This is a genomic window from Arthrobacter sp. CAN_A6 (assembly GCF_015751715.1).
Taxonomy (GTDB): Bacteria; Actinomycetota; Actinomycetes; order Actinomycetales; family Micrococcaceae; genus Arthrobacter_D.
On record NZ_JADOUV010000007.1, the window covers coordinates 160,007 to 184,490 of the forward strand.

27 protein-coding genes and 2 pseudogenes are annotated in these 24,484 nt (G+C 63.0%); 12 read left to right on the forward strand and 17 right to left on the reverse strand.

Annotation, left to right across the window (positions count from 1 at the left end):
• Positions 1-210 precede the first annotated feature (210 nt).
• The gene (locus IWX75_RS12760; RefSeq protein WP_196822611.1) at positions 211-762 is read right to left on the reverse strand and encodes a GNAT family N-acetyltransferase; all 552 of its coding nucleotides are present in this window, start codon (positions 760-762) and stop codon (positions 211-213) included.
• Positions 763-842: 80 nt separating this feature from the next.
• Positions 843-1,817 carry a DMT family transporter gene (locus IWX75_RS12765; protein ID WP_196822612.1) on the reverse strand — a complete coding sequence of 325 codons (975 nt, stop codon included), beginning with the start codon at positions 1,815-1,817 and terminating at the stop codon, positions 843-845.
• Between IWX75_RS12765 and IWX75_RS12770 the strand changes: the two genes are divergently transcribed.
• Positions 1,816-3,228 (forward strand): aminotransferase-like domain-containing protein, encoded by a 1,413-nt coding sequence (locus IWX75_RS12770; protein ID WP_196822613.1) that lies wholly within the window; start codon positions 1,816-1,818, stop codon positions 3,226-3,228. The two genes, IWX75_RS12765 and IWX75_RS12770, sit on opposite strands and share 2 nt — an antisense overlap.
• A 53-nt stretch (positions 3,229-3,281) precedes the next feature.
• Here IWX75_RS12770 and IWX75_RS12775 read toward each other — a convergent pair whose 3' ends face one another.
• Complete coding sequence (locus IWX75_RS12775) at positions 3,282-3,941, reverse strand: dihydrofolate reductase family protein (protein ID WP_196822614.1); 660 nt, start codon at positions 3,939-3,941, stop codon at positions 3,282-3,284.
• Between the two features lie 228 nt (positions 3,942-4,169).
• Here IWX75_RS12775 and IWX75_RS12780 point away from each other — a divergent pair, with 228 nt between their 5' ends.
• Complete coding sequence (locus IWX75_RS12780) at positions 4,170-4,577, forward strand: RidA family protein (protein ID WP_196822615.1); 408 nt, start codon at positions 4,170-4,172, stop codon at positions 4,575-4,577.
• A 275-nt stretch (positions 4,578-4,852) separates the two neighbouring features.
• Entirely contained in the window at positions 4,853-5,656 is an 804-nt protein-coding gene (locus tag IWX75_RS12785) for a hypothetical protein (protein ID WP_196822616.1), read from the forward strand.
• A gap of 17 nt (positions 5,657-5,673) precedes the next feature.
• Here IWX75_RS12785 and IWX75_RS12790 read toward each other — a convergent pair whose 3' ends face one another.
• A complete protein-coding gene (locus tag IWX75_RS12790) occupies positions 5,674-5,922 on the reverse strand; it encodes an SCO4226 family nickel-binding protein (protein WP_196822617.1) in 249 nt (82 codons plus the stop codon).
• A 220-nt stretch (positions 5,923-6,142) separates the two neighbouring features.
• On the opposite strand from IWX75_RS12790, the gene IWX75_RS12795 reads away from it, so the two are divergent.
• Positions 6,143-6,706, forward strand: a complete 564-nt coding sequence (locus IWX75_RS12795; RefSeq protein WP_196822618.1) for a GrpB family protein — start codon at positions 6,143-6,145, stop codon at positions 6,704-6,706.
• A 15-nt stretch (positions 6,707-6,721) separates the two neighbouring features.
• On the opposite strand, the gene IWX75_RS17735 is transcribed toward IWX75_RS12795, so the two are convergent.
• The 3 genes and pseudogenes from IWX75_RS17735 to IWX75_RS12805 all read right to left on the reverse strand — a co-directional run bounded on the left by IWX75_RS17735 (position 6,722) and on the right by IWX75_RS12805 (position 8,243).
• Positions 6,722-7,123, reverse strand: a complete 402-nt coding sequence (locus IWX75_RS17735) for a VOC family protein (RefSeq protein WP_334684340.1) — start codon at positions 7,121-7,123, stop codon at positions 6,722-6,724.
• A 54-nt stretch (positions 7,124-7,177) separates the two neighbouring features.
• A pseudogene (locus IWX75_RS17740) lies at positions 7,178-7,642 on the reverse strand (SRPBCC family protein); the annotation flags it as partial.
• A gap of 127 nt (positions 7,643-7,769) precedes the next feature.
• Positions 7,770-8,243: a cupin domain-containing protein gene (locus IWX75_RS12805; protein WP_196822620.1), complete on the reverse strand. Its 474-nt coding sequence runs from the start codon at positions 8,241-8,243 to the stop codon at positions 7,770-7,772.
• A gap of 1,045 nt (positions 8,244-9,288) precedes the next feature.
• Between IWX75_RS12805 and IWX75_RS12810 the strand changes: the two genes are divergently transcribed.
• On the forward strand, positions 9,289-9,684 hold the full coding sequence (locus IWX75_RS12810) for an SRPBCC family protein (RefSeq protein WP_196822621.1): 396 nt from the start codon (positions 9,289-9,291) through the stop codon (positions 9,682-9,684).
• 341 nt (positions 9,685-10,025) lie between these two features.
• Here the strand turns inward: IWX75_RS12810 and IWX75_RS12815 are convergent, their stop codons facing one another.
• Positions 10,026-10,787 (reverse strand): hypothetical protein, encoded by a 762-nt coding sequence (locus tag IWX75_RS12815; protein ID WP_196822622.1) that lies wholly within the window; start codon positions 10,785-10,787, stop codon positions 10,026-10,028.
• A 437-nt stretch (positions 10,788-11,224) separates the two neighbouring features.
• Positions 11,225-11,587 carry a hypothetical protein gene (locus IWX75_RS12820; protein WP_196822623.1) on the reverse strand — a complete coding sequence of 121 codons (363 nt, stop codon included), beginning with the start codon at positions 11,585-11,587 and terminating at the stop codon, positions 11,225-11,227.
• 528 nt (positions 11,588-12,115) lie between these two features.
• Here IWX75_RS12820 and IWX75_RS12825 point away from each other — a divergent pair.
• Both IWX75_RS12825 and IWX75_RS12830 read left to right on the forward strand, forming a co-directional pair.
• Positions 12,116-12,376: a hypothetical protein gene (locus tag IWX75_RS12825; RefSeq protein WP_196822624.1), complete on the forward strand. Its 261-nt coding sequence runs from the start codon at positions 12,116-12,118 to the stop codon at positions 12,374-12,376.
• Positions 12,377-13,062: 686 nt separating this feature from the next.
• Entirely contained in the window at positions 13,063-14,619 is a 1,557-nt protein-coding gene (locus IWX75_RS12830) for an LTA synthase family protein (RefSeq protein ID WP_196822625.1), read from the forward strand.
• Between the two features lie 245 nt (positions 14,620-14,864).
• Here IWX75_RS12830 and IWX75_RS12835 read toward each other — a convergent pair whose 3' ends face one another.
• Complete coding sequence (locus tag IWX75_RS12835) at positions 14,865-15,101, reverse strand: helix-turn-helix domain-containing protein (RefSeq protein WP_196822626.1); 237 nt, start codon at positions 15,099-15,101, stop codon at positions 14,865-14,867.
• Between the two features lie 266 nt (positions 15,102-15,367).
• Here IWX75_RS12835 and IWX75_RS17745 point away from each other — a divergent pair, with 266 nt between their 5' ends.
• Positions 15,368-15,490: a hypothetical protein gene (locus IWX75_RS17745; protein WP_334684325.1), complete on the forward strand. Its 123-nt coding sequence runs from the start codon at positions 15,368-15,370 to the stop codon at positions 15,488-15,490.
• Positions 15,491-15,591: 101 nt separating this feature from the next.
• Here IWX75_RS17745 and IWX75_RS12840 read toward each other — a convergent pair whose 3' ends face one another.
• Positions 15,592-15,936, reverse strand: a complete 345-nt coding sequence (locus IWX75_RS12840; protein WP_196822627.1) for a hypothetical protein — start codon at positions 15,934-15,936, stop codon at positions 15,592-15,594.
• A 162-nt stretch (positions 15,937-16,098) separates the two neighbouring features.
• Between IWX75_RS12840 and IWX75_RS12845 the strand changes: the two are divergent.
• From IWX75_RS12845 to IWX75_RS12855, 3 genes and pseudogenes are all read left to right on the forward strand, one after another.
• Positions 16,099-16,796, forward strand: a pseudogene (locus IWX75_RS12845) (alpha/beta fold hydrolase).
• 54 nt (positions 16,797-16,850) lie between these two features.
• Positions 16,851-17,477, forward strand: coding sequence for a hypothetical protein (locus IWX75_RS12850; RefSeq protein WP_196822628.1), 627 nt, complete (start codon positions 16,851-16,853; stop codon positions 17,475-17,477).
• A complete protein-coding gene (locus tag IWX75_RS12855; protein ID WP_196822629.1) occupies positions 17,474-18,325 on the forward strand; it encodes an SDR family oxidoreductase in 852 nt (283 codons plus the stop codon). Before IWX75_RS12850 ends, IWX75_RS12855 begins: the two co-directional genes overlap by 4 nt.
• 42 nt (positions 18,326-18,367) lie before the next feature.
• On the opposite strand, the gene IWX75_RS12860 is transcribed toward IWX75_RS12855, so the two are convergent.
• The 3 genes from IWX75_RS12860 to IWX75_RS12870 all read right to left on the reverse strand — a co-directional run bounded on the left by IWX75_RS12860 (position 18,368) and on the right by IWX75_RS12870 (position 19,597).
• A complete protein-coding gene (locus tag IWX75_RS12860) occupies positions 18,368-18,724 on the reverse strand; it encodes a hypothetical protein (RefSeq protein WP_196822630.1) in 357 nt (118 codons plus the stop codon).
• A 140-nt stretch (positions 18,725-18,864) separates the two neighbouring features.
• Complete coding sequence (locus IWX75_RS12865; RefSeq protein ID WP_196822631.1) at positions 18,865-19,110, reverse strand: hypothetical protein; 246 nt, start codon at positions 19,108-19,110, stop codon at positions 18,865-18,867.
• Positions 19,111-19,237: 127 nt separating this feature from the next.
• Positions 19,238-19,597 carry a hypothetical protein gene (locus IWX75_RS12870; RefSeq protein WP_196822632.1) on the reverse strand — a complete coding sequence of 120 codons (360 nt, stop codon included), beginning with the start codon at positions 19,595-19,597 and terminating at the stop codon, positions 19,238-19,240.
• Positions 19,598-19,902: 305 nt separating this feature from the next.
• Between IWX75_RS12870 and IWX75_RS12875 the strand changes: the two genes are divergently transcribed.
• The gene (locus tag IWX75_RS12875) at positions 19,903-20,940 is read left to right on the forward strand and encodes an App1 family protein (RefSeq protein WP_196822699.1); all 1,038 of its coding nucleotides are present in this window, start codon (positions 19,903-19,905) and stop codon (positions 20,938-20,940) included.
• Positions 20,941-20,989: 49 nt separating this feature from the next.
• Here IWX75_RS12875 and IWX75_RS12880 read toward each other — a convergent pair whose 3' ends face one another.
• The 3 genes from IWX75_RS12880 to IWX75_RS12885 form a co-directional block, all read right to left on the reverse strand.
• The gene (locus IWX75_RS12880; RefSeq protein WP_196822633.1) at positions 20,990-23,332 is read right to left on the reverse strand and encodes a glycoside hydrolase family 65 protein; all 2,343 of its coding nucleotides are present in this window, start codon (positions 23,330-23,332) and stop codon (positions 20,990-20,992) included.
• 124 nt (positions 23,333-23,456) lie between these two features.
• Entirely contained in the window at positions 23,457-23,702 is a 246-nt protein-coding gene (locus IWX75_RS17750) for a hypothetical protein (RefSeq protein ID WP_334684326.1), read from the reverse strand.
• Positions 23,703-23,791: 89 nt separating this feature from the next.
• Positions 23,792-24,469 carry an SDR family NAD(P)-dependent oxidoreductase gene (locus tag IWX75_RS12885; RefSeq protein ID WP_334684327.1) on the reverse strand — a complete coding sequence of 226 codons (678 nt, stop codon included), beginning with the start codon at positions 24,467-24,469 and terminating at the stop codon, positions 23,792-23,794.
• Positions 24,470-24,484: the final 15 nt, after the last annotated feature.

Genomic DNA, 24,484 nt, shown 5'->3' on the forward strand with positions numbered 1-24,484 from the left:
GCTGTGTGTACGTCACCCTGTCGGATCCGCCCGCTTCCACTCCGTTGCCGCAACCCGCCGTGGATAGAACACACAGAAGCAGGCAACAGGTCAGGGATGGGTTCATCGACCCCAGGGCTCGAGAGGGAACTGCAGGCAACGATCCTGGTGATTTCCCCATGCAGTGATGATACTGCGGCGTTCCATTCAAGGTCCTAGGTTCACCCCCAATTACTGCCCTGACGAGCGCTTCACTACGTCACTTGGAATTGGCGCGGTCTCCCAGACTGTTTCCCCGCCGACCAGTGCAGATGTCCGGGCTAACCCGAGGCGTTCCGCAACTCGTGCGGATGCTGCGTGGTCAGGATGGATAAGGGCTCTGATCCTTCGGGGGTGAAGCGTCCTGAGCCAGTCGAGTACGGCCGAGGACGCTTCGACGGCGGCACCACGCCCCTGTTCGGAGGGAGTGATCAGCCATGCGATGTCCGCGATGAGGGCGCCATCGTTGTAGGAGAGGGACGATTGGACGAATCCGATTGCTCGATCGGAGGTTCGGTCGCGGACGATCCAGTTGAGCCACCCAGTTTTCCCGTCGGGTGATTGCCCCCGGGACTGCCGTTCATATTGCGCCTGTAGGCCCTTCATGGAAGGCGGCTCTCCACCGATGTAGCGGTACAGCTCCTGGGCACCGAGCGCGTTGATCATCTCTATGGCGTGCCGCACTGCCAGCGGTTCCAATAGCAAGCGAGCTGTCTCAAGGGGTTCAGCAGAAGGCCAGGTCACACCTCGATGGTCGCACGCCCTCCTCAGGTTGCCATTTCAATAGCGGGCCGGCCCGATGTGCGCATCCGCCAGAGGATGCTTCACCGGAACGGCTGCTTCTGGATGGTCTCCGTTCTGGGGGTGGCCCGGCTACCGGCAGGGCGGTTCAGTCGCACCCGAACGGCCACGCCGGCGCAGAGGATGACGGCGACTCCTCCGAGGATCGTGGTCCAGGTGAGTTGTTCGTGGAGGAGGAGCGCGGCCCAGAGGATGCTGAGGACGGGTTGGGTGAGTTGTATCTGGCTGACGTTCGACATGGGGCCGATGGCGAGCCCGCGGTACCAGGCGAAGAATCCGAGGAACATGCTCACCACTGCCAGGTAGGTGAAGGCAGCCCACTGGGTCGGAGTGCCGGTCGGTGGTTGTTGCACTGTTGCGGTGACAGCAAGGGCGATCATCAGTGGGGATGCGATGACGAGGGCCCATGAGACGGTCTGCCATGCTCCCAGTTCGCGTGCAAGCAGTCCGCCTTCCGCGTAGCCGATGGCAGCGGCGATCACGGCCGCGAACAGCAGGAGATCCGAGGAGGTCAGGCGCGCGAGTCCTCCGCCCTGTACCGTGGCGAAACCGACAGCGACGACGGCGCCGATGACGGCCATCACCCAGAACGAGGCAGGCGGGCGCTCCTTTCCCCGCAGAACGGCCATCACCGCGGTCGCGGCGGGTAGCAGGGCTATCACGACGGCCCCGTGGCTTGCTGGTGCTGTAGTGAGGGCGAAGGAAGTGAGCAGGGGAAATCCGACGACGATCCCGCCGGCGACCACCCCCAGCCGGACCCACTGCACTCCGTTGGGGAACCGCTGCCGGGTGAGAGCTAGTGCCGCCACCGCGAGCGCTGCGGCGATCACCGCGCGGCCCGACCCAATGAACAGGGGCGAGAGACCACCGACCGCTACGCGAGTGAACGGGACGGTGAAGGAAAAGGCAAGGACCCCGAGGAGGCCCCAGGTGAGCCCTGCCCAAGAGGGTGATAGCACGATCGGTAATCGGGGAGTAGCGCTACTATGAAGGTTCATGAACAACGATAGCAGTTCGAAAATCGTGACAGCCCTGCGAACTTGGGTCGCGGGTGCTCCTGCGGGGGCAAAACTACCTTCGACCCGCAGTCTGGTTTCGCGCTACGAAGCTAGTCCCGTCACGGTGCAGAAGGCCCTGCGCACCCTGAGCGGGCAGGGCCTGATTGAGAGCCGACCCGGGGTCGGTACCTTCGTCTCCGCTGTTCGGATAGCGCGGCCATCGGATTTCGGGTGGCAGACCGCAGCCCTTGGCACACCCCGCAACCGTTTGTCCTCATGGTCGACGACGATGCGACCGGCGCCCGTCGATGCGATCGCGCTGCATGGCGGGTACCCGGACCGTGAGCTCCTGCCCGAACGTCTGGTTCGTGCCGCCCTGGCCCGGGCAGGGCGTCATGACTCGGCACTGACCCGCTCACCGGTGTCTGGCCTTCCGGAGCTGCAGTCCTGGTTCGCCTCCGAATTGGCTGCCGCAACCCCTATCGGGGTGACCCAGGTTTCTGCCAGTGATGTCATCGTGCTTCCCGGCAGTCAGAGCGGATTGAGTTCCATCTTCCGGGCCCTGGTCACGGATGGGCGGCCGCTGTTGATCGAATCACCCTCCTACTGGGGAGCGATCCTCGCCGCTGCACAAGCAGGAGTCCGCCTGATCCCCATTCCTACCGGACCCGCCGGCCCGGACCCTGACGAGGTGGCCCGGGCTTTCGAGGAAACCGGTGCACGGGCCTTCTACGTCCAACCGAACTACGCCAACCCCACCGGTACCCAATGGTCTCCCGGGACCACACAACGAATCCTCGACGTCGTCAGGACCTATGGTGCGTTCCTCATCGAAGATGACTGGGCCCACGACTTCGGCATCACCACCGACCCCACACCGGTCGCAGCCCGGGACGACGACGGGCACGTCGTCTACATCCGTTCCCTTACCAAAAGCGTGTCCCCGGCTCTCCGGGTAGCGGCGATCATCGCCCGCGGGCCGGCACGGGAGAGGATCAGCGCGGACCGCGCCGCTGCCTCCATGTATGTCAGTGGCGTCCTGCAGACAGCAGCACTGGACATCGTCACCCAACCCGGTTGGCAGACACACCTCCGAGGGCTCCGAATCCAACTGAGATCGCGGCGGGACCTACTCGCCGACAGCCTCGAGAAGCACGCACCGCAAGCCCATCTCACAGCCCTCCCGCCCGGCGGGCTGAACCTCTGGGTCAGACTTCCTGATACCACAGACCTGCCCGCCTTCACCCGGGAATGCGAGGCCGACAACGTCCTCATCGCCCCCGGCGACGACTGGTTCCCCGCTGAACCGACCGGACCGTATATCCGCCTGAACTACTCCGGCCCGAACCCCGGCGCCTACCAGAAAGCAGCCCGCGTCATCGGTCGCGCGCTCGAACGATCCGGCGGCTGACAACGACGATCCTTACTACCGCCGGCTCCCCGGGCAATCGTTCCCGGCTCGGACTACCGTGTCCTGCGACGAGTGAAGACCAGATGGAGCACCCCGGACGGAGAAGGGGTTGTTTCGATGTCGAAGCGTTGTTCGAGTCCTTCGAGGCCATCCCAGAGCCGTTCGCCCCGGCCCAGGACGATCGGCACGAGGACGATGTGCATATGGTCGATCAGATCAGCCGCGAGAAACTGTCGGACAGTGCTGGCTCCGCCACCGATCCGGATGTCGAGGTTACCGGCCAGGGCGCGCGCCTGGTTGAGCGCTGCGACGGGATCGGCATCAACGAAGTGGAAGGTCGTTCCACCCTCCATCTCGAGTACCGGCCGAGGGTGGTGAGTCAGAACAACGACGGGGGTGTGGAAGACAGGGTTGTCGCCCCACCACCCCTTCCATTCCTCGTCCTCCCAGGGACCGCGTTGAGGTCCGAACTTGTTGCGCCCCATGATCTCCGCGCCGATCCCGGGACCCGTTCTGCTTGCGAACGCATCGTCGACGCCGAAGGACGCCTCGGTCTCCCCGGGAATGCCCATGTCGCGGAAGGTGCGCGTTCCGACAGCCCAGTCCACTAGCCGTGACCCTGCATGACCGAAGGGAGCGTCGAGTTGCTGGCCCTCCCCGGTGCCGAAGCCGTCGAGGGAGATCGAGAAGTTATGGACGCGGACGAGGGACATGTCATCTCCTGAAGGGCTTGTCGTTCGCATCACTCTATGGTGATCGAACCTGACGACTCAAGACCGACGATGGTGGCGCGGACCTCCACACCGGACGCCAAGCCGTCCCAAGCCGCCCCTACGAATCATCGGCCTGAATCATTCAGGAGGCGGATCCTTTGCCGCTTTGCTTCTCCATCGCAGGTGGGAGACTTGGGTTTCGCCGGCACAAGGGAAAGCAAGGCTCCGATGACTTCGGTTGTGACTTTGATTCGCTCCACCACTCTTCATGGTGCAGCGCAGTATGCGTATGCGGCTACCGCTCCAGCCGACGCGCGAATCATCTTCCTCGCGGGGTCGTGCCCCCTCGACGACGACGGAACCACGGTAGGTGAGGGCGACTACACGGTGCAGGCCGCGAAGTGCATCGAGAACATGGGCACTGCCCTTCGTGAAGCAGGTGCCACCATTCAGGATGTGGTCAGTACCCGTGTGCTTGTGGCATCCACGAATCGGGCCGACCTTGTGGCGGCATGGGAGGTTGTGCGCCGCGCATTCGGTGAGCATGACGCGCCGAGCACCTTGTTGGGAGTGACGGTCCTCGGTTACCAGAAGCAACTCGTGGAAGTCGAGGCCGTAGCTGCCGTGCGCGACTGAACCTTCATCAGCAGCGTCTCGTGGGCCGATGATCATCAAGCCCGACTGCCTTCGCGCCTTCGGAGTCCTTCATGACTTCGGCTTGGAGGGTGATGCACCCGATTGTTGACAACGGCAGCAATTCTCCCTTTTACCTGGCGAAGCGAACCCCTGGAGTCCCGCTTACCTCGGATAGCAAGACGGAGGGAGCGTGTTCGGTGAAGGATCTGTAAGCGGGACGGCGGGCCAAGATAACGAGAGCATTTCGCCCGAGCAGTCGAAGTTAGGCTTTGAATATGCCAGAAGCCTCCGAAGAATCACTTCAAGCTGCGGAACTGGCCGTTTATCAACGTAGATCTCTATCGCTCGATGCGGCAGCGGCCGCAGGTCTGCCTGGCCGGTTCGAGTCGTTCTGCATAGGTGGACTGCGGGCGAGCATGGCAACCGCGGACCAATATGGTTTCCTCAACACCGTCGAAGGCTTCGACGATCAGTCGGTTGAGGTACTGCCTGACGCTCTCAAGAGATTCGCGGGCTCCCACCAGCCAACCATCGTTGTAACGTGGCCATCGCAAAGCCTCACCGCACGATTGCTGAGCGATGGATACGCGCCGGCACCCATACGACCGATCGCCTACCTGCGACGGGGCATTGACATCTGGGTGGATGGCATCGTCACTGACAGGTGGCGAATCAAAGAAGCTTCCACCAGGAAGGAAATGCAACTCTTTCTGGAACTTCTCGGCGCCGGGTACGCCGCTTCGAGCGAAGTCGAAGCTTTGATCCGGGCCGAGCATGTCCTCCCGGCGGTTCGTGGTTTCATCGCTTCCCACAACGATCGGCCTCTCGCCGCTGCGGCCATGTCATTGCACCCCACCGGGGCGGTACTTGGTGGTGCGTCCACCCTTTCGTCCGCGAGAGGCACGGGAGCCCACGCCGCCCTCCTGATACACAGGCTGCGGCTGGCGAGAAGTCTCGGCATCCCTTTGGCGACGGCTACCGCAGCTCCCGGAGCGTCAAGTATCCGAAATCTCGCCGAGCTGGGATTCACCATTGTTGAACGACCGGCCTGGCGCCTCGACTCTGCAAGCCGCTTGTAATTCCGGGCCCTTGCTCCTCAGACCTTGAGGGGGATCGGGTGTACCTCGTCTGCAGGATGACCCGCGCGCTCGTGGATACGCCTCACGGCGTCCGCCGAAGGCGCCTCGGACAGGCAGTAGACGACCCCGGCCTCGGGATCCGCCCAAGCAGACTTGAATACCACGTCCTCCTCACTCTGAATCGCGACGTCGGCATCGTGGGCAGCTTGAAGATCCTCCTTGGTCAGTCCAGTCATGTTGCGATGCACATCCATGAATTCCGGCATGATGCACTCCTTGGTGTGGCTCGATGCTTGTGGTCAGGATGCCGCTGACGATAGACCTGCGGCTACGCATCGTCAATACACGTGCGGCACTCCTCGAATGAACGGAGGAGGCTACCGCGACCGTCGAAGCTCCCCTCGCCTGTCCGTGGGTCGCTCCTCGACAGGGATATTCGGACGGTTCCATGCGATTGGGAAGTTGCAAACTAGCTAGTCTGGCTATATGGGTGATCGATACAGCGAGGGCATTACCGTCGTCGCTCATTCTTCTGATTGGGCGCGTCAGTTTCTCCTCGTCGCTGAGGAACTGGCGTCGATCTTGGCCGAATTGCCGGTCGACGCCATCGAGCATGTCGGTTCGACCTCGGTCCCGGGCCTGTCCGCCAAGCCCATCCTGGACATCGACGTCATCGTGCAGCGCGAGGTGAGAATCACTGCCACCCGGACGCTCGAGAATGCCGGCTATGTGCATCGCGGAGACCTGGGAGCGATCGATCGTGAAGTCTTCACGGCACCGGATGAGACGCCGCCCCGCAACGTGTATCTTTGCGTTGCCGGCACGCTGCATGTTCGAAACCACCTTGCCGTTCGAGGTGCACTACGAGCACATCCTGACCTTCGCAATCGCTACGGCGCTGTGAAGCTTCAACTGGCAAGCGAACCCGACATGGACATCCGCCGATACCTTGCTGGCAAGTCCTCGGTACTGCAGGACGTTTTGGCTCTGTCGAACCTAACGGCAGAGGAAAAGCAGGCGATCCTCGAGCTGAACACACGAGGACCGTGATCGCTCGTGCGTCACTTAGGTCTCAGGCTCGTATCCGATGAGCCAGTGGAGGCCGTGACGATCTATCACCTGGCCATCCGAGGCGCCCCAGGGCTTCGGTGCGAGGGGATCGACCACCGACCCGCCCGCAGAGAGCTTGTCGAACCACTGGTGAAGCACGGTAGATCCGGCGGCTCCCAGCAACGAGAGCATGACTCCTTCGAACTGGACCGTCTTCTCTCCTGCTGCTGCATCCGATCCCGCCAGGGAAACCACCCCGCTGAGCACTCCGTGGGCTATTGCGCCTGCCGGACCGTCCTTCCTGCCGAACTCCTCATAGGTATGCAGGGATAGTTCACCACCGAAGATGCTCGCGTAGAAACCCAGTGCTTCCCGGGCCGTTCCTGGGAAACTGACATAGATCTGAGGCACTGCAATGGAGTTGGCGACATTGGCGACAGGGGTGAGTGCGGTGCTGTTGTTGAGTCGGTCGATGGTGGCACCCCATCCGTCGCGGGTGCCCCCCAGGATGAGCCTTTGCACCTCGGTGAGGTCGAGACGCTCGGAGAACTGGACTGTGAGGACGAGCTCCGTTCCGGAGCCAAGGTCGCTGAGCTGCACTGTGACAACAGGGGCAAGTAGTTCATTGTCGCCGTCGAGGTCGGGCCAGCCGCCGACGGCTCCCCAGCGGAAGCTGAGGCGTTCGTCAGGAACGATCTCGAGGTAGATCCCGCCGGTGGGATAGCTGAGATCGTCATTGACGTTCATTTGCTGTTTCCATGTTCCCCCGACTCGGAGTTCGACCTCGATGGGTCTGCTCGGTATGGGCATGTCGGGGTTGTAGAACCAAGCGAGGTGCTCGGGATCGGTCCATGCCGTGAACACCGCCTGGCGTGATGCGGCGAAGGTTCGGGTAAGGGCGAAGCTCCGATCCTGCGTTGTGTGGTCGGTCATCATCTACTCCTTCGGCTCGGTGGCGTTGGCGCTTGGACCGGGGCTTCTGGTGAGCTGAGCGTGGAGACGTTCAGGCGTGTGCCAGTTGGAGCCCGCCGAAAGTTCGGCGGGCTCCTTGCGATGAAGAGACTCAGGCAGTTTCTTCGCCCTTGTCGTCGACTTCCTCGACCCACGACGGCGGCTCGTCGCGGCCCTGCTCCTCGTCCTTCTCGGCGTCCTCCGGCGTCGCCTGCACAATGCCCTGCGCGTGGTGCGTGGGCGCGTAGATGGTGTAGAGGCGGAGCGGTTCGTCCCCGGTGTTCTCGACGTCGTGCCACGTCCCGGCGGGTACCTGGATGCTCCAGCCGTCCTCGACGTCCTGCTGGAACGAGAGGTCGTCCTTCGAGGACCCCATCTTCACGCGGCCCTTCCCGGCATCGATGCGAAGGAACTGGTCAGTGCCGTGATGCACCTCCAGGCCAATCGCACCGCCCGGCCCGATCGACATGAGTGTCACTTGCAGGTGCTTGCCCGTCCAGGCAACGCGGCGATAATCGGTGTTTCCCGTCGTAGCGCTCTCGATGTCGAATGCGTTCGGCTTTGGTCCGTTGTCGGTGATGTCCATGACCGCATTCTGTACCATTCCCGCGAGGATCGCCAAGGCCGGAGATGGACCATCGTCGGCCCACAACGGCCCATCGAACTTCTACTGGGCCGTCAGCCGAGCCCAGTAGAACGGATTGCGCGGCCGGCTCAACCGCTGGGCATTCCGCGGACGAGAACGGCTTGGAATCACAGCGACCCGATCGACGCCGTCCAAATTGGCGCTGGCTCAGCGCAACGGCGAACTCTTCGACCCGGACTGGGAACACGGAACGGACAACGCCTCACCTCCTGGAAAACCTCGCGGTCCCCAATCCCGCTGCACGACCGCCGACACACGCGTCAGCTGGACCACGACAATCCTCCGCTGAGCAGTGCAGCGCATGCGCCTGGGAAGTTCCGTTGCCACTAACCTCCCGAGGAGTCGTCGCGTCCACGAATTCACCAGTAACACAGGGCTGGGCCCTGAGTTCGCCACAGGCTACGTCCGACGGTGGCACGGTTTGTATCAGACTATGCATGAGGAACTCCTTTCCAGAGAACTGGCATCGGACGCTGTTTTCGTCGAATCTTCAGGAACACGAAGAGTCCGAACAGAACCACGGTCCCTGCGTACGAAATGAACCCCAAGAGTAGGAGAACGGACACGATCAGCGGAGGAGCAGCGAACATGCTCGCAGTGACCGCTGCCGCAAGGAGACCTGCTGAGAGGCCAGCCAGCCTCCACGCACGAGAAAAGCCGGCATGCGTGGTTCTCAGTCTCACCACTAGAACCCAGGAGCCCGCCACTACCGCAGGTATGACCAGGAAAGGGACCGCTGCGACCGCGAGTAGTTCCAATCCGATGAACACAACGGCCATCACGCGATTTCCGGTACCGGTCATTCCATCCCTCGACTTCAAAGCTGCACCGACTGTACCTGCGGCATGTTCACCCAGGAAGGATGGTGCGATGGGCCGCGCGAATGGTCCCCATGCGGATCATTCCGCAGCTCGGTGTCGGTTGAAGGAACACGAGGACTTTGGAAACCTGGAGGATTCCGTGTGGTGGTGCCAAGCTGGGTGCTATGAGGAGTCATCACGTCAGCCGCGTCATAAGGGCCCCCAGCAATGCTGTCTACGATTTCGCGTCGAACGTCGCAAACTTGCCTGAGTGGGCCGTTGGACTCGCACAATCAAGGGTTGTTCAAAAGGGCGCTGTGTTACTCGTTCAGTCGCCGATGGGACGGGTGAAGGTTCAATTCGTCGAACGGAACACTTTTGGAGTAATCGATCACGACGTGACTCTCCCGTCTGGAACTGTCGTCACCAACCCGGTCCGAGTGCTCCCACATCCGCACGGCGCGGAGGTGGTTTTCACCGTCCGTCAGATAGAGCGGGATGACGCGGAGTTCGCCCGTGACATCGGTATCGTCCAGGAGGATCTCGACCGCTTGGCGCACGTACTGGGTGACCCCACCTGACTTCCCGTCCACTCTTCGCCGCGCGACCTCCCGACGCTGTTGCCCACCGTTCCACACGACCGGTCGATGTCCGGAGAGTCGGATCGATTGCTGATAATTACGTCCTGTTGCGTTTAGGAAGTAGGTTTTCAGCTGAGCCTTCCACTCGAAGAATGCGAAGCCGGTCACGGTGGAAAACGCTGCCGCACCACCGATCTGGAGTACAAACAATTCTGACGAAGGACCACTGGCGAACGCTATGGCCAGCCGAAGTGCTGTCAGGCTAGCGGTGTAAATGAGGTAATTGGGACGCCTTCGGAATGCCACACTTATATGTATTGTCCAAGCGAAGGGCCGTTCTTCTATCCTTTTGCCAGAGCGTCGTTGATCAGTTGCTCAAGTTCTGCCTGCGCTTCGGGTGCGATTTCCGCGCCGATCTTGACGGCGGTGACCCCGAGGGTTCCCTTCGTTCCGGAGATCGACATGATCATCTGCTTCTCTCCGGTGGCAAGGCTTTGGGTGGTGAGGGCACCAAAGGACATCTCGCCGTCGGTTGTTGCCTCGATCGGGGTGACCTGGCTGCTGATTTTTTCACCGTCCTTTTCGATCTCGTAGGTGGCACACTGGTCGACAGCGTCCTGAGAGGCAGTTACTTCGTCGGCGAGAACAGCCAGGTCCTGGACCGCGATGACGGTAATGGTCGTCTGGGTCTTCTCCGCAGCTGCGAGGCTGGCACCGGCAGCGTAGGTGCTTCCATCGGGAACAGGAGTGCTTTCCGCGGCGAAGACGTTGCAGGCCTCAGGTGTAATGGTGGCGGTGGCCACCAGTGCTTTTGCTGCGGCAACGGCTTGGTCCAGTTGTTCGGCGGGAACCACGGTGAGGGGGTTGCCGTTGATGTCCGTCAGTGATGCCACGAGGGCGGTGAGTTCCTCGTTGGTGTAGGTCTTGGCAGCCGCGATGGTCGGTGTCGGTTCGGTCGAAGTTGATGGAGTTGCCGCCGGTGCCGCTGGTGTCGACTCCGGCGGTGCTGTGTCGGTAGTGGGGCCTGCCGGTGTTTCGCCGCAGCTGGTCAGGAAAAGGCTCGCGGCGAGCAGTACGCCGCATGTTCGAGTGGTCTTTCGCATGGACTTCCCCAGTCTTGTTGATGCCCGCTGCCCCGGATGGAGGGGTACAGGTGCCACCAGGGCACGGAGTGCGCGTCCTGTCCTGCGATCGTATTCATGCGAATAAGGCGTAGGCAGGGAGGGCACTACCAGTTTCTTGACGTTCAGCAGACTTCGTTACTCGGATAATTGCGGGCCAACTCTTGTAGTTACCCGAATCAACAACTCGCACGGAGTGAATCCGGCATACGCCGACGAAGCTTTCATCGTGGAAGCAGGAATTGTGGAGATGTATTTGCCTGACGATCCACGCGCCGGATAATCAATCGACCGACCGACCGAATAGCAGCACGTACTCCTGCAGTACCTGACTGCTCTCTCGGCAGAAGAACTCTCGTACGAGAACTACTGGCACCTCCGCCGGTCACCAGAGCAACGGTGTTCCCCGATCTTGGAGGCTAGAACCGGCAGACCTCTTCCACGGTGACGACCGCTTCGTCCAGTTCGGCCAGACGCTCGGAGTCTTGCTCAAGCGCCTCGGCGTCTTCGACCCGCTCTTCGAGGATCTCCGACAACAGCTCGAGCTCATCCTCCAGCGGGTCCGATGCCCTTTCCGAGAGTTCGCCAAGTTGGTCGGACGCAGTCCGGAACCGCTCTTCGCGCCCGGACTCTCCGCCGACAGCAGAGAGAATGGTGTCGATCTCCGAGCAGGTGTCCTCTGACGACAGTTGCTCGGTCAGTAGGTTCTCCGTCGTGAGCGGCTGTGCGCCGCAACCAGTGAGGGCGAGAAGCAGGACAACGGCGAGCAGTGATTTCTTCAAAAGGCCCCCTTGATCAGGCAGATAGGACACCTCATCCTAACGGGGTACGAACACGGCGAGGCTCCATGCCGAACAGATGAAGGGGAACGTTGATACTGATCGACAGCGGAAATCGATGACCGCCGACCTTGTGTAGCCGATGCACCGCCGCGGGTGCTGATCACCGGCGGCGCGCTTCATTATCACGGGGAATCACACGCGCACGTGTCCTGGAGCTGGCGGCTCTTGAATTGATGAGGAGGCGCTGAAGCAGCTTCTCGCCGGCGGTCCGAGGATCCGGTTCGAAAGCCCGGGGAGGGGTGGGACGGCTCACTCAAGTGCCGGACAAATTGTCATCCAATGTTCATACGAAGTGCAGGTCGATACCCGATCAGCCGCCCATAGGATCGTGCGATCAACTATGAAAGGGGTTGGGGCCATGGGCGCCTGACTTTGAAGACGGCTGGTTTCGGGCGATGCTCAAGACCGGCCTGGGACACCTCGGGTCCATCGTGTTCACCGGATCGGGTCCGGACACGCGCGTCACCTTTGATTGAGCTGTCCGGCCGGAAGTGCGAGTTCGAGCAGACCGAGGCAGAGATCCACGGCGGAATCGTGATCGACGAGGAGACCCGCGCAGCCATGTGGCCCAGCTGGTCCGTTGCAGCTGCCTCCGTGGCGGTCCTTTCCATCCACGTCGAAGAAGCCCTGCGGTCCGCCGAAAGTGATGCGGACACCATTCGCCTCACCAGCGCCGGCATCGAAGCGGTGTCGACACGTCCGGCTGGTGCTGAACTGCACCTGATCTAGGAACCGGGTTTCCTCCTCGCACTCAGCGGAGTATCGATCGCCGATCATCCGCGAGCGAGGCCGTCACCTTCGAAGTAGCAGTAGCAGTAGCAGTCGCCGGTCCGATGCGTCGAGGTCTGTCATGCCGAACGGATCCCGCCTCGGCGCATTGCGGACGCATCTCCGTACCGAGCCGGCGCAATATGGTCCCCCTATGGCGACACTAGGGGTAGTCCAGTTCTGGTCTGGCGAGGAAGGATGGGGAGTCATGTCCTCGCCGGAGACCTCCGGGGGCTGCTGGGTGCACTTCAGCACAGGTTCCGACGTAGGTTTTCATGATCTGGTGACGGATCAGTTCCTCGAAATGGAGTATGAGAGAGTCCAGCAGGATGGCAACCACAACCGCGCCAGGCTCGGCGATCCGGGCGTCATCGCGGCCCATCAGGAGACACTCTTCACCGGTCACGGAGTACTCACGTCCAGTCAGGGGTGGCTGTGGTACTCCCATCCCGGGACGTCCAAACCGGGCCGCGGCTCGCCTGCGCGGAGGCGCCGCGGTTCGCGTTGCGGTGAACAGCTAGTTACCAACCGGTAAACCAAGGTTGAACGGGTAGCGTAACGGTACTAGGCTTCGATAGGCCCGAGAACGGGTTGAATGTCAAGGGTGTTCGGCGAACACGCGGGCATTCGGAACGCGAGGTGTTGTCATGTCTGGCCAGATTCTTCCCGTGACCCGACGGGTCGGCGCCGTCGTGGGACGCGGCCTGGTCTACGTCCTGATCTGGGCGGGACTCGCGCTGCTCATCGCCGCCGTCGGCATCCGTTTCTACTGGGGCAAGATTTCAGTGGGTCAGATGCTTCTGAACCTCGTCTCCGTGGAGACCGACGGCGGGGGCGGACCCATCGTTTGGATCGGCATCCTGGGTGTCGGCGTCGTTCCCCTGCTCATTACCGTTGGGATCGCGCTGTGGCAGCGTTCCCGGCGCCGCACGCGCCGTCGCGATCGCCACGCCGTGCGTCCTCGTCGTTCGCCATGGATCATGCGCACCGTGTCCACCGCCCTGGTGGCCGCGGTGGTCGTCGGCGGCACCACGGCCTTCGCCACCACGGTGGGCATGAAGGATTACATCGATGCGGCGAATTCCCCGTACGACATCGGCGACTACTACGTGGAGCCGACCGTGACCAGCGACAAGCACAAGCGCAATCTCGTGTTGATCTACCTCGAGTCCGGCGAGGCCACCCTCGCCGACGATCAGCTCTTCGAGAAGGACGCGTTCGCACCTCTCAAGGAGGCCACCAAGGTCTCAGACGGCTGGCAGAGCGTGGCCGATTTTCAGCAGTACAACGGTGGGGGCTGGACCATGGCCGGTCTCACTTCGACGCAGTGCGGCGTCCCGCTGAAGGGTATCGGCTCCGCCTCGGGCAGCGGCACCCTCGATGAGCCCGACGGCGGCGTCGACACCTATCTGGGAGGGTTGACCTGCCTGGGCGATGTCCTGACCGAGCACGGCTACAACAACGTCTTCCTGGGCGGTGCCAACGCCTCCTTCGCCGCGAAGGACACCTTCCTGAGCAGCCACGGCTACTCCGAGGAAAAGGACCTTTCCGACTGGCGCGCCGCCGGCGAACCGGAGAAGAGCTTCCGCAGCGACTGGGGCTTGAGCGACGAACGCCTCATGGCCTACGCGAAGGAAGAGATCGACGCATTGCATGCCGAGGCGGAGAAGACCGGTCGGCCGTTCAACCTCTCCATGCTGACGTTGGACACACATGAGCCGGTGCACGTCTTCGACTACTGCAACGTGGATACGCAGAACGAGGTCACCTCGGTGTTCTCCTGCTCGATGACCCAGGTGGCCGGGTTCGTGGACTACATGAAGGAGAAGGGTTACCTCGACGACACCGCCGTGGTGATCATGGGCGACCACCTCAAGCACATGAGCGCCGGCGATGCCTTCCACGAGCAGTTGGATTACCACCCCAACCGCACCATCTTCAATCGGATCTGGATTCCGGGCCAGGACACGACCAGCACGCTGCGACCCGGAGCGGACCAGCTGAACATGTACCCCACGATCCTGGAGGCCGCCGGGTTGACGCTTGAGGATCATGAGGCCGGGTTGGGCGTGTCCGCCTTCGTCTCGAAAATCCCTGACAGTTCAGCGCAGGCCATGGAGCCGGGAATCTACACCGAACTACTGGAATCGCTTTCCCCCCGGTTCTACGCGGAGGCTTGGACGCACGAAAACGCCACCCAATAGGACTGTCCGCCACCGGCCGGCGATGACCAGGCGCCAATGCTTGAGACCATCTTTCCGGCAGGGATCGAGAAATATTTCGAGGAGATCGAACGCTTCGATCTCACGCCCCCGTTGGAAATGGGCGCACCCCCACCTGCGCAGGGTGCGTGATGAATCGCCCCGCCTCGCAACCACCCTGGTGTCCGGAGCGGGATGCTGCTAGCAACCCCACTCGATGACCTCCGACGCGCATTGCAGCAAGGGCTTCAGCTCGGGCCGGTCGCCGTATCCTTGTCGACAGGTGCCGCTGACAGCACTTGAGGGTTGGTCGAGGAAATGTAATGCTCGAGCGCGGACTCGGGGATTCGGTAGGAGCGCCCGATACGGACCGAGCCCATCTCACCAGCATGGACCAGCCGGTACACCGTCATCTTCGATACGCGCATCGCCTCTGCGACTTCCGCGACCGTCATCAACGGATCGCTGCCCAGTACCTCAGCCATTCCCCACCTGTTTTCCCGACATGTCTGCCGCTCGCGTATGCCCATGCTCGATCAGCGGGCCGAGCGAAAACAGCGTACCGATTACCTGTGACCTTCCTCCCGATGCAGGTAGCTGGGAGCTGGTACCACCTGCCACTCGTCCAGATACCTGAGTGCCCCAGAGCGAGTGAGGACGCCATGGCTCTTTCGCTGCGTCTCCGGCATAGTGGCAGGGACGAACGACGGGGTGTCTCCGCTCGTGCCGCAGGAAGGCAATACATTGAGCAATGATGACTGAGGTGTTGTCCGGGTTGGGCCGGCTGATCGCGTGGATCGTCTTCGAATTCTTCGTGGACAAGGTCCTCCGCTCGCGTCCGAAAACCACCGACGATGAGCAATCAGCGGATTGATGCACCACGTTGCGGAGGATTCCTCCTCGACAGGAGAGGGTGCGCCGCTGCCTGGGGAACTGGCAGCGACGCACCCTCTGCAGGAATTGCCGGTTCCTGAATCAGCTGTTACGCCGGCGATCCATAAAGGCGCCGCCTGCGGCAGCAGCAAGGACGACGCCTCCACCGAGGGCAATCATGCCCAGGTTGATCTCACCTGCATCAGTGACGCCGGTGTCAGCACCGCCTCTGGGCACGGCTCCCATCTGCTGGGCGACCAGGGATCCGCACAGCGCCGGTGCGGTCGCCCCCACGGTGAGGTCAACGGTGATCGTTCCGGTGCCGGTGGTGCCGTTCAGCTGCCCCAGCGTTGATGAGTAGGTGCCGTCGGCGCCGACGGCAGTGGCGGGTGCGCCGGACATCGCCAGAGCGGCGATCGAAAGAGCGGGTACTGCAAGGAGACGCATTTTCCTGTTCGTGAGTTTTCCCTTCAGAGTGCGGTGATGAACCGGGGGGGATTCCCTGCGAACTGCCTCGTGGCACATCATCGCTGGCCTCAAAGTGGTCCTTCTGCATCTTCATCCTGCCGGCGGAGGAAAGCAGGAGCGTCCAGGGCGTAATCTACCGGGATGGACATCATCCTGGTTCCGGCTTCTGGTTGGACGCATCGTCATGGGAGAAGGTCACGCCTCCTCTCGTTGCCGCCGGACACCGGGTCCTGCCACTCACGCTGCCGGGGCTTGAGGCGATCAACGCGCCGCGTGCCGGCATCGGGCTGAATGACCACATCGACGCAGTGGTGGCCGTGATCGACAGCATCGACACCCCGGTGGTTCTCGTGGGTCATTCCGGGGGAGGTGCGATCATCCACGGCGCCGTGGACGCCCGCCCGAGCCGCGTGGCCCGAGCCGTATACGTCGACAGTGGGCCGCTGGGGGAGGACGGCGTCATCAACGACGAACTGGCGGCCGACGGCGACGACGTGCCTCTGCCGCCATGGGACAGTTTTGAGCAGGCGGACCTCGTGGACCTGGACGACGAGCTGCGAGCCGCGTTCCGCAAACGCGCCATTCCTCAGCCGCGAGGCGTCGCGTCCGACAGACAGCACCTTTCCGATGAGCGCCGCTACGACGTCCCGGCCACCATCATCGCGTGCCAGTTTCCCTCTGCCATGCTCACCGAGTGGATCGAGGTAGGCCATCCGTTCGTGGCTGAGCTCGCCCGGATCAACGACGTCGAGTACGTGGACCTGCCGACGGGGCACTGGCCGCAGTTCACCAGGCCGGCCGAGCTCGGCGCTGCCATTCTTGACGCCGTCGACCATTGAGTCGGGGTGAACCGGGTGCTTCCAACGAGCGGCTATCTCCGCCACACTAAGTCCATGAACATGCGCATCTGTGCGGTCGTAGGGATGAGTGCGATGGGAATGATCGTCCTTGCGGGCTGTGCCGATGTCGCGCCTCCGCAGAGTGGCTCCGTCGACACGCCTGCAGCATCTGAGACACCGGCAAGTGGTGAACTTGTGGGACAGGGAACGGTGCTGCAGCAGGGCGATGAGCCGCCTCAGTTCTGCCTGGGAAGTGTTGCAGAGTCATATCCGCCGCAGTGCGCGGGGCCGGTTCTTCGGAACTGGGACTGGTCGACGGTGGATCAGTTCGAAAGCGCATCGGGCGTCACCTGGGGCGCCTACGCCGTGCAGGGGACCTGGGACGGTTCGGTATTCACGCGGACGAAGGAGCCCATTCCACTCTCGCTGTACGACACCATGCCGTACGTCGACCCGCGACTGGCCGAAGGAAAGACTGGTGACGGCGATGAACACCAGCTCAGCACAATTCAGGCAGAGCTTTCCGCCTCGGGTGAGCTGGACCTCCTCGAGTCCTGGATAGCCGATGGCTTCCTCGTCATCACCGTGCCTTTCGATGACGGAGCAATGCAGCAATCCCTCGACGAGCAGTACGGGCAGAACGTTGTTGTTGTTCAGTCAGCCCTCCGGCCGCCCCCATGAATGTCCTGCCCCCTCTCGCAGTCACCGGAGGCACGGGCGCCGTCGGCGGGGGAGTGGCACGCCTCCTCGCCGGTGCCGGTGTAGCTCTGCGGCTCCTGGTCCGCACTCCGGCAAGAGCACCGCAGCTTGCCGAGGCGATGGTCTTTCGGTCCTCCTACTCCGACCGTGCTGCCTCGCGGGCAGCCCTGGCAGGGGTTGAGACGTTATTGATGGTCTCGGCCTCGGAGGACGTCGACCGCCTCGGCCAGCACCGCGCCTTCATCGACGCCGCGGAAGAGGCAGGAGTGCGGCACCTCGTCTACACGTCCTTTCTCGGCGCAGCCCCGGATGCCACCTTCACGCTGGCGCGAGACCACTCTGCCACCGAGGAATACATCAGGGCCACCGGAATGGGCTACACGTTCCTGCGCGACAGCCTCTACAGCGACCTGATAGGTGCGCTCGCCGGCAAGGACGGAATCATTCGGGGTCCGGCAGGAGACGGCAGAGTCGCCGTCGTCAGCCGCGCCGACATCATCCGCACTGCCGCAACCGTGCTCAGGGATCCGGCTGCCCATCGGAACAGGACCTATGACCTGACCGGACCGGAAGCGCTCACCCTGACCGAGCTCGCCCGAACGCTTACCGCGGCGCGCGGAACCCGGATCACCTTCATCGATGAGACCCTTGCCGAAGCATACGAGTCCCGCAGAGGCTTCGGTGCGGCGGATTGGCAGGTGGAGGCGTGGATCTCCACCTACACCGCAATCGCCGCCGACGAACTGGCGGTGGTCAGTAGTGACATTGAAACCATCACGGGAAGGCGCGCAGTGTCCTTCGCCGAATTCCTCGCCGGGGATCAAAGCTGACGTCGCTCACTGGCCGCGAGCGGTCGCCAATCAAGCAGCAGGTCAGGCAGCCGTTCCAGGTATACGCTCCGCACTCATGCGTAGCGCGATCTCTAACGGATAGGTCAGCAGCTCTATCTGCCGCTTCGTGAAACGATCGGGAAAGCTGATGGCCAGGTGGGCGGACTGCAGGGACGAGCAGATGTAGTACGTGCCCTCGATCCCGCCCATGACCTCGGTCACCAGTGCGCGGATGCGGACCGTGTCGATCTGCCGGCCCGAACCGGCCATCGCCCGGGCCGCGCCACGGTAGGCAGTATGCGCTTGCGATTCCCGGTTGGCTTCCGCGACGGCGATCAGCTGCTCGCGCGTCCACGCCACGTCGAAGATGCGAGGCGATGGAAGAACTGCGGTCTTCATGATGCTCCTCGGAAACCAGGAAACGGTCCGGCAACTGCGGCTTCCACCAGCGTGCGTGGATATGGGTCATTCGTTGCGGAGCCACCCGCAGGATTGCTGCCTTCCAGGTCTGTCCCGGAGCTTGGGGGACCGCTACCCTTCTATTGCATCATCCGGCGCCGACGTTTTGAGTCGGATGCCCTGCGGGTCAGATCGGTGAGGGCCAGAACCGTGATGATGATCGAAACAGCCACGAGGGCAAGCATCAGATACAGTCCGGTGAGCATGGCCATCGGGGAGCTTGCGTTCCCCAGGACGTCCAGGGCACCGACTCCTCCAGCAACCCAGAAGCTCGCGACCGCCAGCAGGGCCACATATGCCGGAATCGACTTTTTTTTCTTCCTCAACCACTGCATACTTCTACCCCCACCAAAGATTGTTCATACCCCAGAGACCATTCTCCAGCCGACCCAGACGGATCCGTGGGACTTCCGGATCTCGAGTCGGACTCGATTGAACGAAGGTTTGGTTACCTTAGAGAACCCATTGCGGACGGTCTTCCCAGAAGCCGTCCCGTTCCATGGCCAATATCGCCGCCCGAACACTTTCCGGGAGGATTGGTCCGTGGTCATCGAGGGTCACTAACCCCTCGTACATCCGGAGGTCGCACATCTCGTTGGCGTAGTGCAGGGCCTTGACGTCGTCGTCGCTCAGGGAAGCTGCCCCATCGGCGAGTGCTTCGAGCGCTCCCTGGGCATTTCCGAAGGAGATAGCGGCGGCCAGGTCCGTTCCGGCCTGCGGCGCGATGGCTCCGTTCGCCAGAACGTCAGCCCAGCGCTGCAGTGCACCGTCGGAGTGTGGATTATGGACGTAGCTGCCGTGCTGTGTCGTCATGTTTCCCCCTGTAGATAATCAAGGGTTGCAGGGCGCCAGTTGATAGGGCAACCCTCTTTTGCGGCTTGATTCCGAGTTGTTGCAACCCTGTTACCTCTGGCAGCCCACCGTTCCTCCTGAAACGAATGAAACCAGTAGGACTCCCATGGCAAACTGAGGGCATGTCTTCGACCCCTGATCAGCAGCCCTTGGACGATTCCTCATCAAACACTTCTGACACATCGGGCCCAGCCCAGGGAATCCCGGGTAACGCGGAGGGCCTCGATATTGCTCCCGTTGAGGTGAAGGAGCGCACCCACCTTGCCATGAGGATCGACGAGGCGTGGTTGTCCCTGCAGACGCGCCTGGCACTGAAGCGCGGACATGTCGAGACGGTCATTCCGTATACGGGCTATGGCACGACGAGCTGGCTTCGGGTCCTTGCCCGGGTGGTCCTTGCGGATCCCCGGGACAGCGAACCGGTACCCGCGGCCGGTCCGCTGAAGCCGCTCAAGGAGGGCATGCGCGGCTGGCGCAACTTCACCAGCGCTGCGGTGGGCGGCGCGGTGGTGCAGGTGGAGGTCAATGGCTCGACCCACGAGGTGAAGGCAGATCGGGGAGGGGTCATCGATGCACGGATCGAGGTGGACCTCGAAGCAGGCTGGCACACGGTGCGCCTGCACTCGGGCGATTCGCGGGTGGCCGACGCCCCAATGCGTGTCGTTGACGAGAATGCACCCTTCGGCGTCGTCTCCGACATCGACGATACCGTCATGGTCACGGCGCTGCCGCGCCCTTTCCTTGCAGCATGGAACACGTTCGTGCTTGATGAGCACGCCCGCACCCCTACGCCGGGCATGGCAGTCCTCTACGAGCGCATCACCCGCACCGTTCCCTCAGCACCCGTGCTCTATCTCTCGACCGGCGCCTGGAATGTGGCTCCTACCCTGACGCGATTCCTCTCGAGGAACCTGTACCCGGCCGGCCCGAAGCTGCTCACGGATTGGGGTCCCACGCGGGATCGGTGGTTCCGCAGCGGGCAGGACCACAAGCGCACATCGCTGGAGCGGCTTGCGGGTGAGTTCCCGGACACGAAGTGGCTCCTGGTGGGCGACGACGGCCAGCATGACGAAGTGATCTACGCCGAGTTCGCCCAGCGCCACCCCGAGAACGTTCGAGCGATCGCCATCCGCCAGTTGTCCGCAGGTGAAGCGGTCCTGGCCGGTGGCCGGTCCAAGAAAGCGCCGAAGGACACCACTCCCGGCATCCCCTGGGTGTACGCGCCCGACGGCGCAGGGATGTCCGAACAGCTGGAGGAAATGGGCATCATCGACCGCGATCCCCAGCCGCGGGGTCAGCTCTAGCCCGCTGACGGCGGTGGGGCCGGACAACCCGGCCACACGGGAGTAGGTTTCAGTGGCGCGGTTCCCGCCCGGGCGGCTGCCGCGGCGGTGACGTTGCCGGGTTCGGGGCGGTCAGTGGCGACGTAACCGGGTGCGTCGCGGTCAGCTCCAGCAGTGCTCCGTCGATCCGGATGGGAACGTTCTGGCTGCCCTCATCAAGCAGCCGTACGGTGGTTCCCGAACGGGTCGTTTCGACGGCGATGCGCTGGCCACGCCACCGAAGACGGAACGCGATCCGGTGCAGCTTGTCGGGCAGGCGCGGGGCAAGCTGCAGTTGCTCATCGTCCGCCCGCAGCCCGCCGAGTCCGCTGACGAGCGCCAGCCATGCCCCAGCGCAGGCGGCGAGATGCACTCCCTGGTGGCTGTTGCGCTGCACATCGCGGAGGTCGGTGAGCGCGGTTTCGCGCAGATAGGCCAGGGCGAGGTCCAGATGACCTACCCGCGCGCACACCACGGATTGCGCAGCAGCCGACAGGGACGAATCACGGACGGTGCGCGCCTCGTAATAATCGAGATTACGAGCAGTCTGTTCTGCCGTGAATGCGTCGGAGCACCACCAAAGCGCCAGGACAAGGTCGGCCTGTTTGACGACCTGGCGACGGTAGATCTTTGCATAGTGTGAGTGCTCCTGCACCGGGTAGGAGTCAGGGTCGGTGTCGAACTTCCATTCCCGGTAGGTCGTGAACCGTTCGTTGGCGGGATGGACTCCCAGCTCGGCATCGTAGGGAACGTACAGGGCATCGGCTACCCGACGCCATTCACGGATTTCCGAAGGTACAACACCGAGTCGCTCGGCATGCTCTGCGAACACTTCGCACGCCGTGGCCGCTGCCTTCAAGTTGAGCTGGGCCATGAGGTTCGTGAACACATTGTCGTCCACGACGCCGGTGTATTCGTCCGGCCCGGTCACGCCGAAGAGGTGGAACAGGCCGTCGTCGTCCCGGTGCACCGTGCTCGCCCACATGCGCGCTGTTTCGACCAGGACGTCGACTCCGTCAACGGTCGGAAGTGCTGATCCCGTCGCGTGGGCGTGGAAATTGAACGCCAGCGAAATGACCGCGTTCAGGTGCATGGCTGCGGTACTCGCCGGCCAATAGGCGGAGACCTCATGCCCGTCGATGGTGCGCCAGGCGAAGGATGCGCCCTTGACTCCGAGGACTTCGGCGCGCTCCCGGGCCGGACCAAGGGTTGAGGCCCTCCATAGCAGCAGGCGCGCCGCCCCCTCCGGGTATAGCAGCGTAAGGGTCGGCGCGACGAATCCCTCGATATCCCAGAAGGTGTGCCCGCTGTAGCCCGAGCCGGTGAGGGCCTTTGCCCCGATCGGTGCCAGGTGCAGGCAGGCTGACGCCTGAAGGACGTGGAACAGGTCGAAGCGAATCGCCAACTGAAGCTCGGCATCCCCTCCTACTTCCACGTCCGCGCCGTCCCAGAACTGGTCGAGGAATGAACGCTGGTCGGCGTTGAGTCCTTCCCAGCCGCGCTCCCTTGCCCCATCCATCGCGGCAAGCACCTGCGCTTCCAGGTCCGCAGGGACGTCGTCCATCGACCGCACGTGGCACAGGTATTTGGTGAAGCCGACCTTTTCGCCGGGCCTCAGATCGGCCACCACAGTGGTAACCACCTGCTCATCATTCCCCTGGGTGGTGACCTGGCCACCGGCGGGCATCTGCACGGCGTGGTCGACCGCGGCGGCCACCCCGATCCCGCTGCCGTGCGTCGAGTGGACCAGAAGCCCACCGGTTCCATCGCTTTGGCTGGCGCAGGACCGGAATGGCCGTTCCAGAGCCTGGCCGGTTCGCGGATCGGCGTTGTCCACCTGCACAGGCGTGCCGTTGACGACCAGTTCGGAACGGATCACCACCTGAACCGCGTGGTCAAGCGCTTCTATCTCGTAGTGGATCGCCATGACCGAACGCTGGGTCAGCGACACCAGACGGGTGGACACCACTCGCATCCGTTGCCCTGCAGGGGTGACCCACTGTGTCTCACGGCGTAGCGTACCGGCACGCAGATCCAGGACGCGCTCGTGATGTTCCGGCGGCGTCTCGCGAATATCGAGAGGTACGCCGTCGACCTGCACGCGAATCGGAGTGCCGTCGGCGACACCGATGATCGCTTGACCGTGCTCGGGATTCCCGTAGCTCTCCTCGGGGTATGACAGCGGGTGATACTCGTATACCCCTGCCATGAAGGTGCCGGGGGACAGGCTCGGCTGCGCTTCGTCGAGGGTGCCCCTGACCCCGACATATCCGTTGGCCAGTGCGAAAACCGACTCCGCTACCCCTGGACCATCCCAGTTGCAACCTGATTCATGGATCGACCATGGCTGAGCATCACTCGAGAAGTTGGGCACGGGACAATATTAACCGACCGGAGCAGCGCCGCCTTCGCCAGCAGTCCAGGCCGCTGGTCTCCGATGCGCGCCGAGCGAGCGGCACGTCGTCGCTTGATTCGCGCCCTTGTTCAGCCGCAGCTGCCTAGGACCGGGCGCTGCACCACAGGTCGCTGATGGCTTTCCGCCCGCCTGGGAGCAGCGCCACGCCGCCTGCGCCGAGGAGGGCGGCCCCGGCGAAGGCGCGCTGTGCGGTGCGCCGCTTGCCGCTCCAGCCTCCGGTGACGGCGGCGTTGTCCGGATCGGGGGAGGGCGCGTACAGGTTTCCGGACGAATCAACGGCTGCTTCCTTCCTGGAGAGGTGCGTATTCTCCACCTGGACTGCCATCATGGTTTCGATCCGCCCGGGCATGAACCGGTGCTGGCGCACCATCGAACGCCCGATCCGCCCCACCACCACTTCGCCGCGTGGCTCCCCGATCAGGGCACAGATGGTCTTGGCAACGCGATCCGGGCTGTAGACCGGGGCATGGCAAGAACACGCCGCCCGGTGTAGTTGGCTGCGTGGTCGAAGAAGGGGGTGTCAATCGTGGCGGGAAGGACGGTGCAGGCGTGTATCTTCTTCTTCCGCTTGTCGAGGCGCAGTTCGGAGCGCAGGCTGACGCCCAGGGCACGGACCGCTGCCTTCGACATGGAATAGGCAGTGGTGTAGGGCTGCGGAACCTCGCCGACGATCGAGGCGACATTGATGAGCATGCCGGAACCCTGCTGCTCCATCCGTTCGAGCGCCGCACGGGCGCCATGGACGTAGCCCATTACGTTGACGTCCAGAACTCGGCGGAAGTCGTCGAGGGGAACCTTCAGGAAGGGTGAAAAGTAGGACACCGCCGCGTTGTTGACCCAGACGTCGAGCCGGCCGAAATGCTCGACGGCGCGGCAGGCAAGTGCCTGGACGGCGTCGGCGTCGGTCACGTCCGTTGGTACCGCGATCGCTCGGGCACCGAGCGCCATGCAGTCGGCTACCAGGGACTCGAGCGCGTCCCCTCGCCGCGATGCGAGGACAAGGCAGGCTTTCCTGCGGGCGAAGTGCAGGGCGGTCGCCCGCCCGATTCCGCTTGCTGAACCGGTGATGACGACGACGGAATTCTTGACGCGCATGGCTTGCTCCTCTGC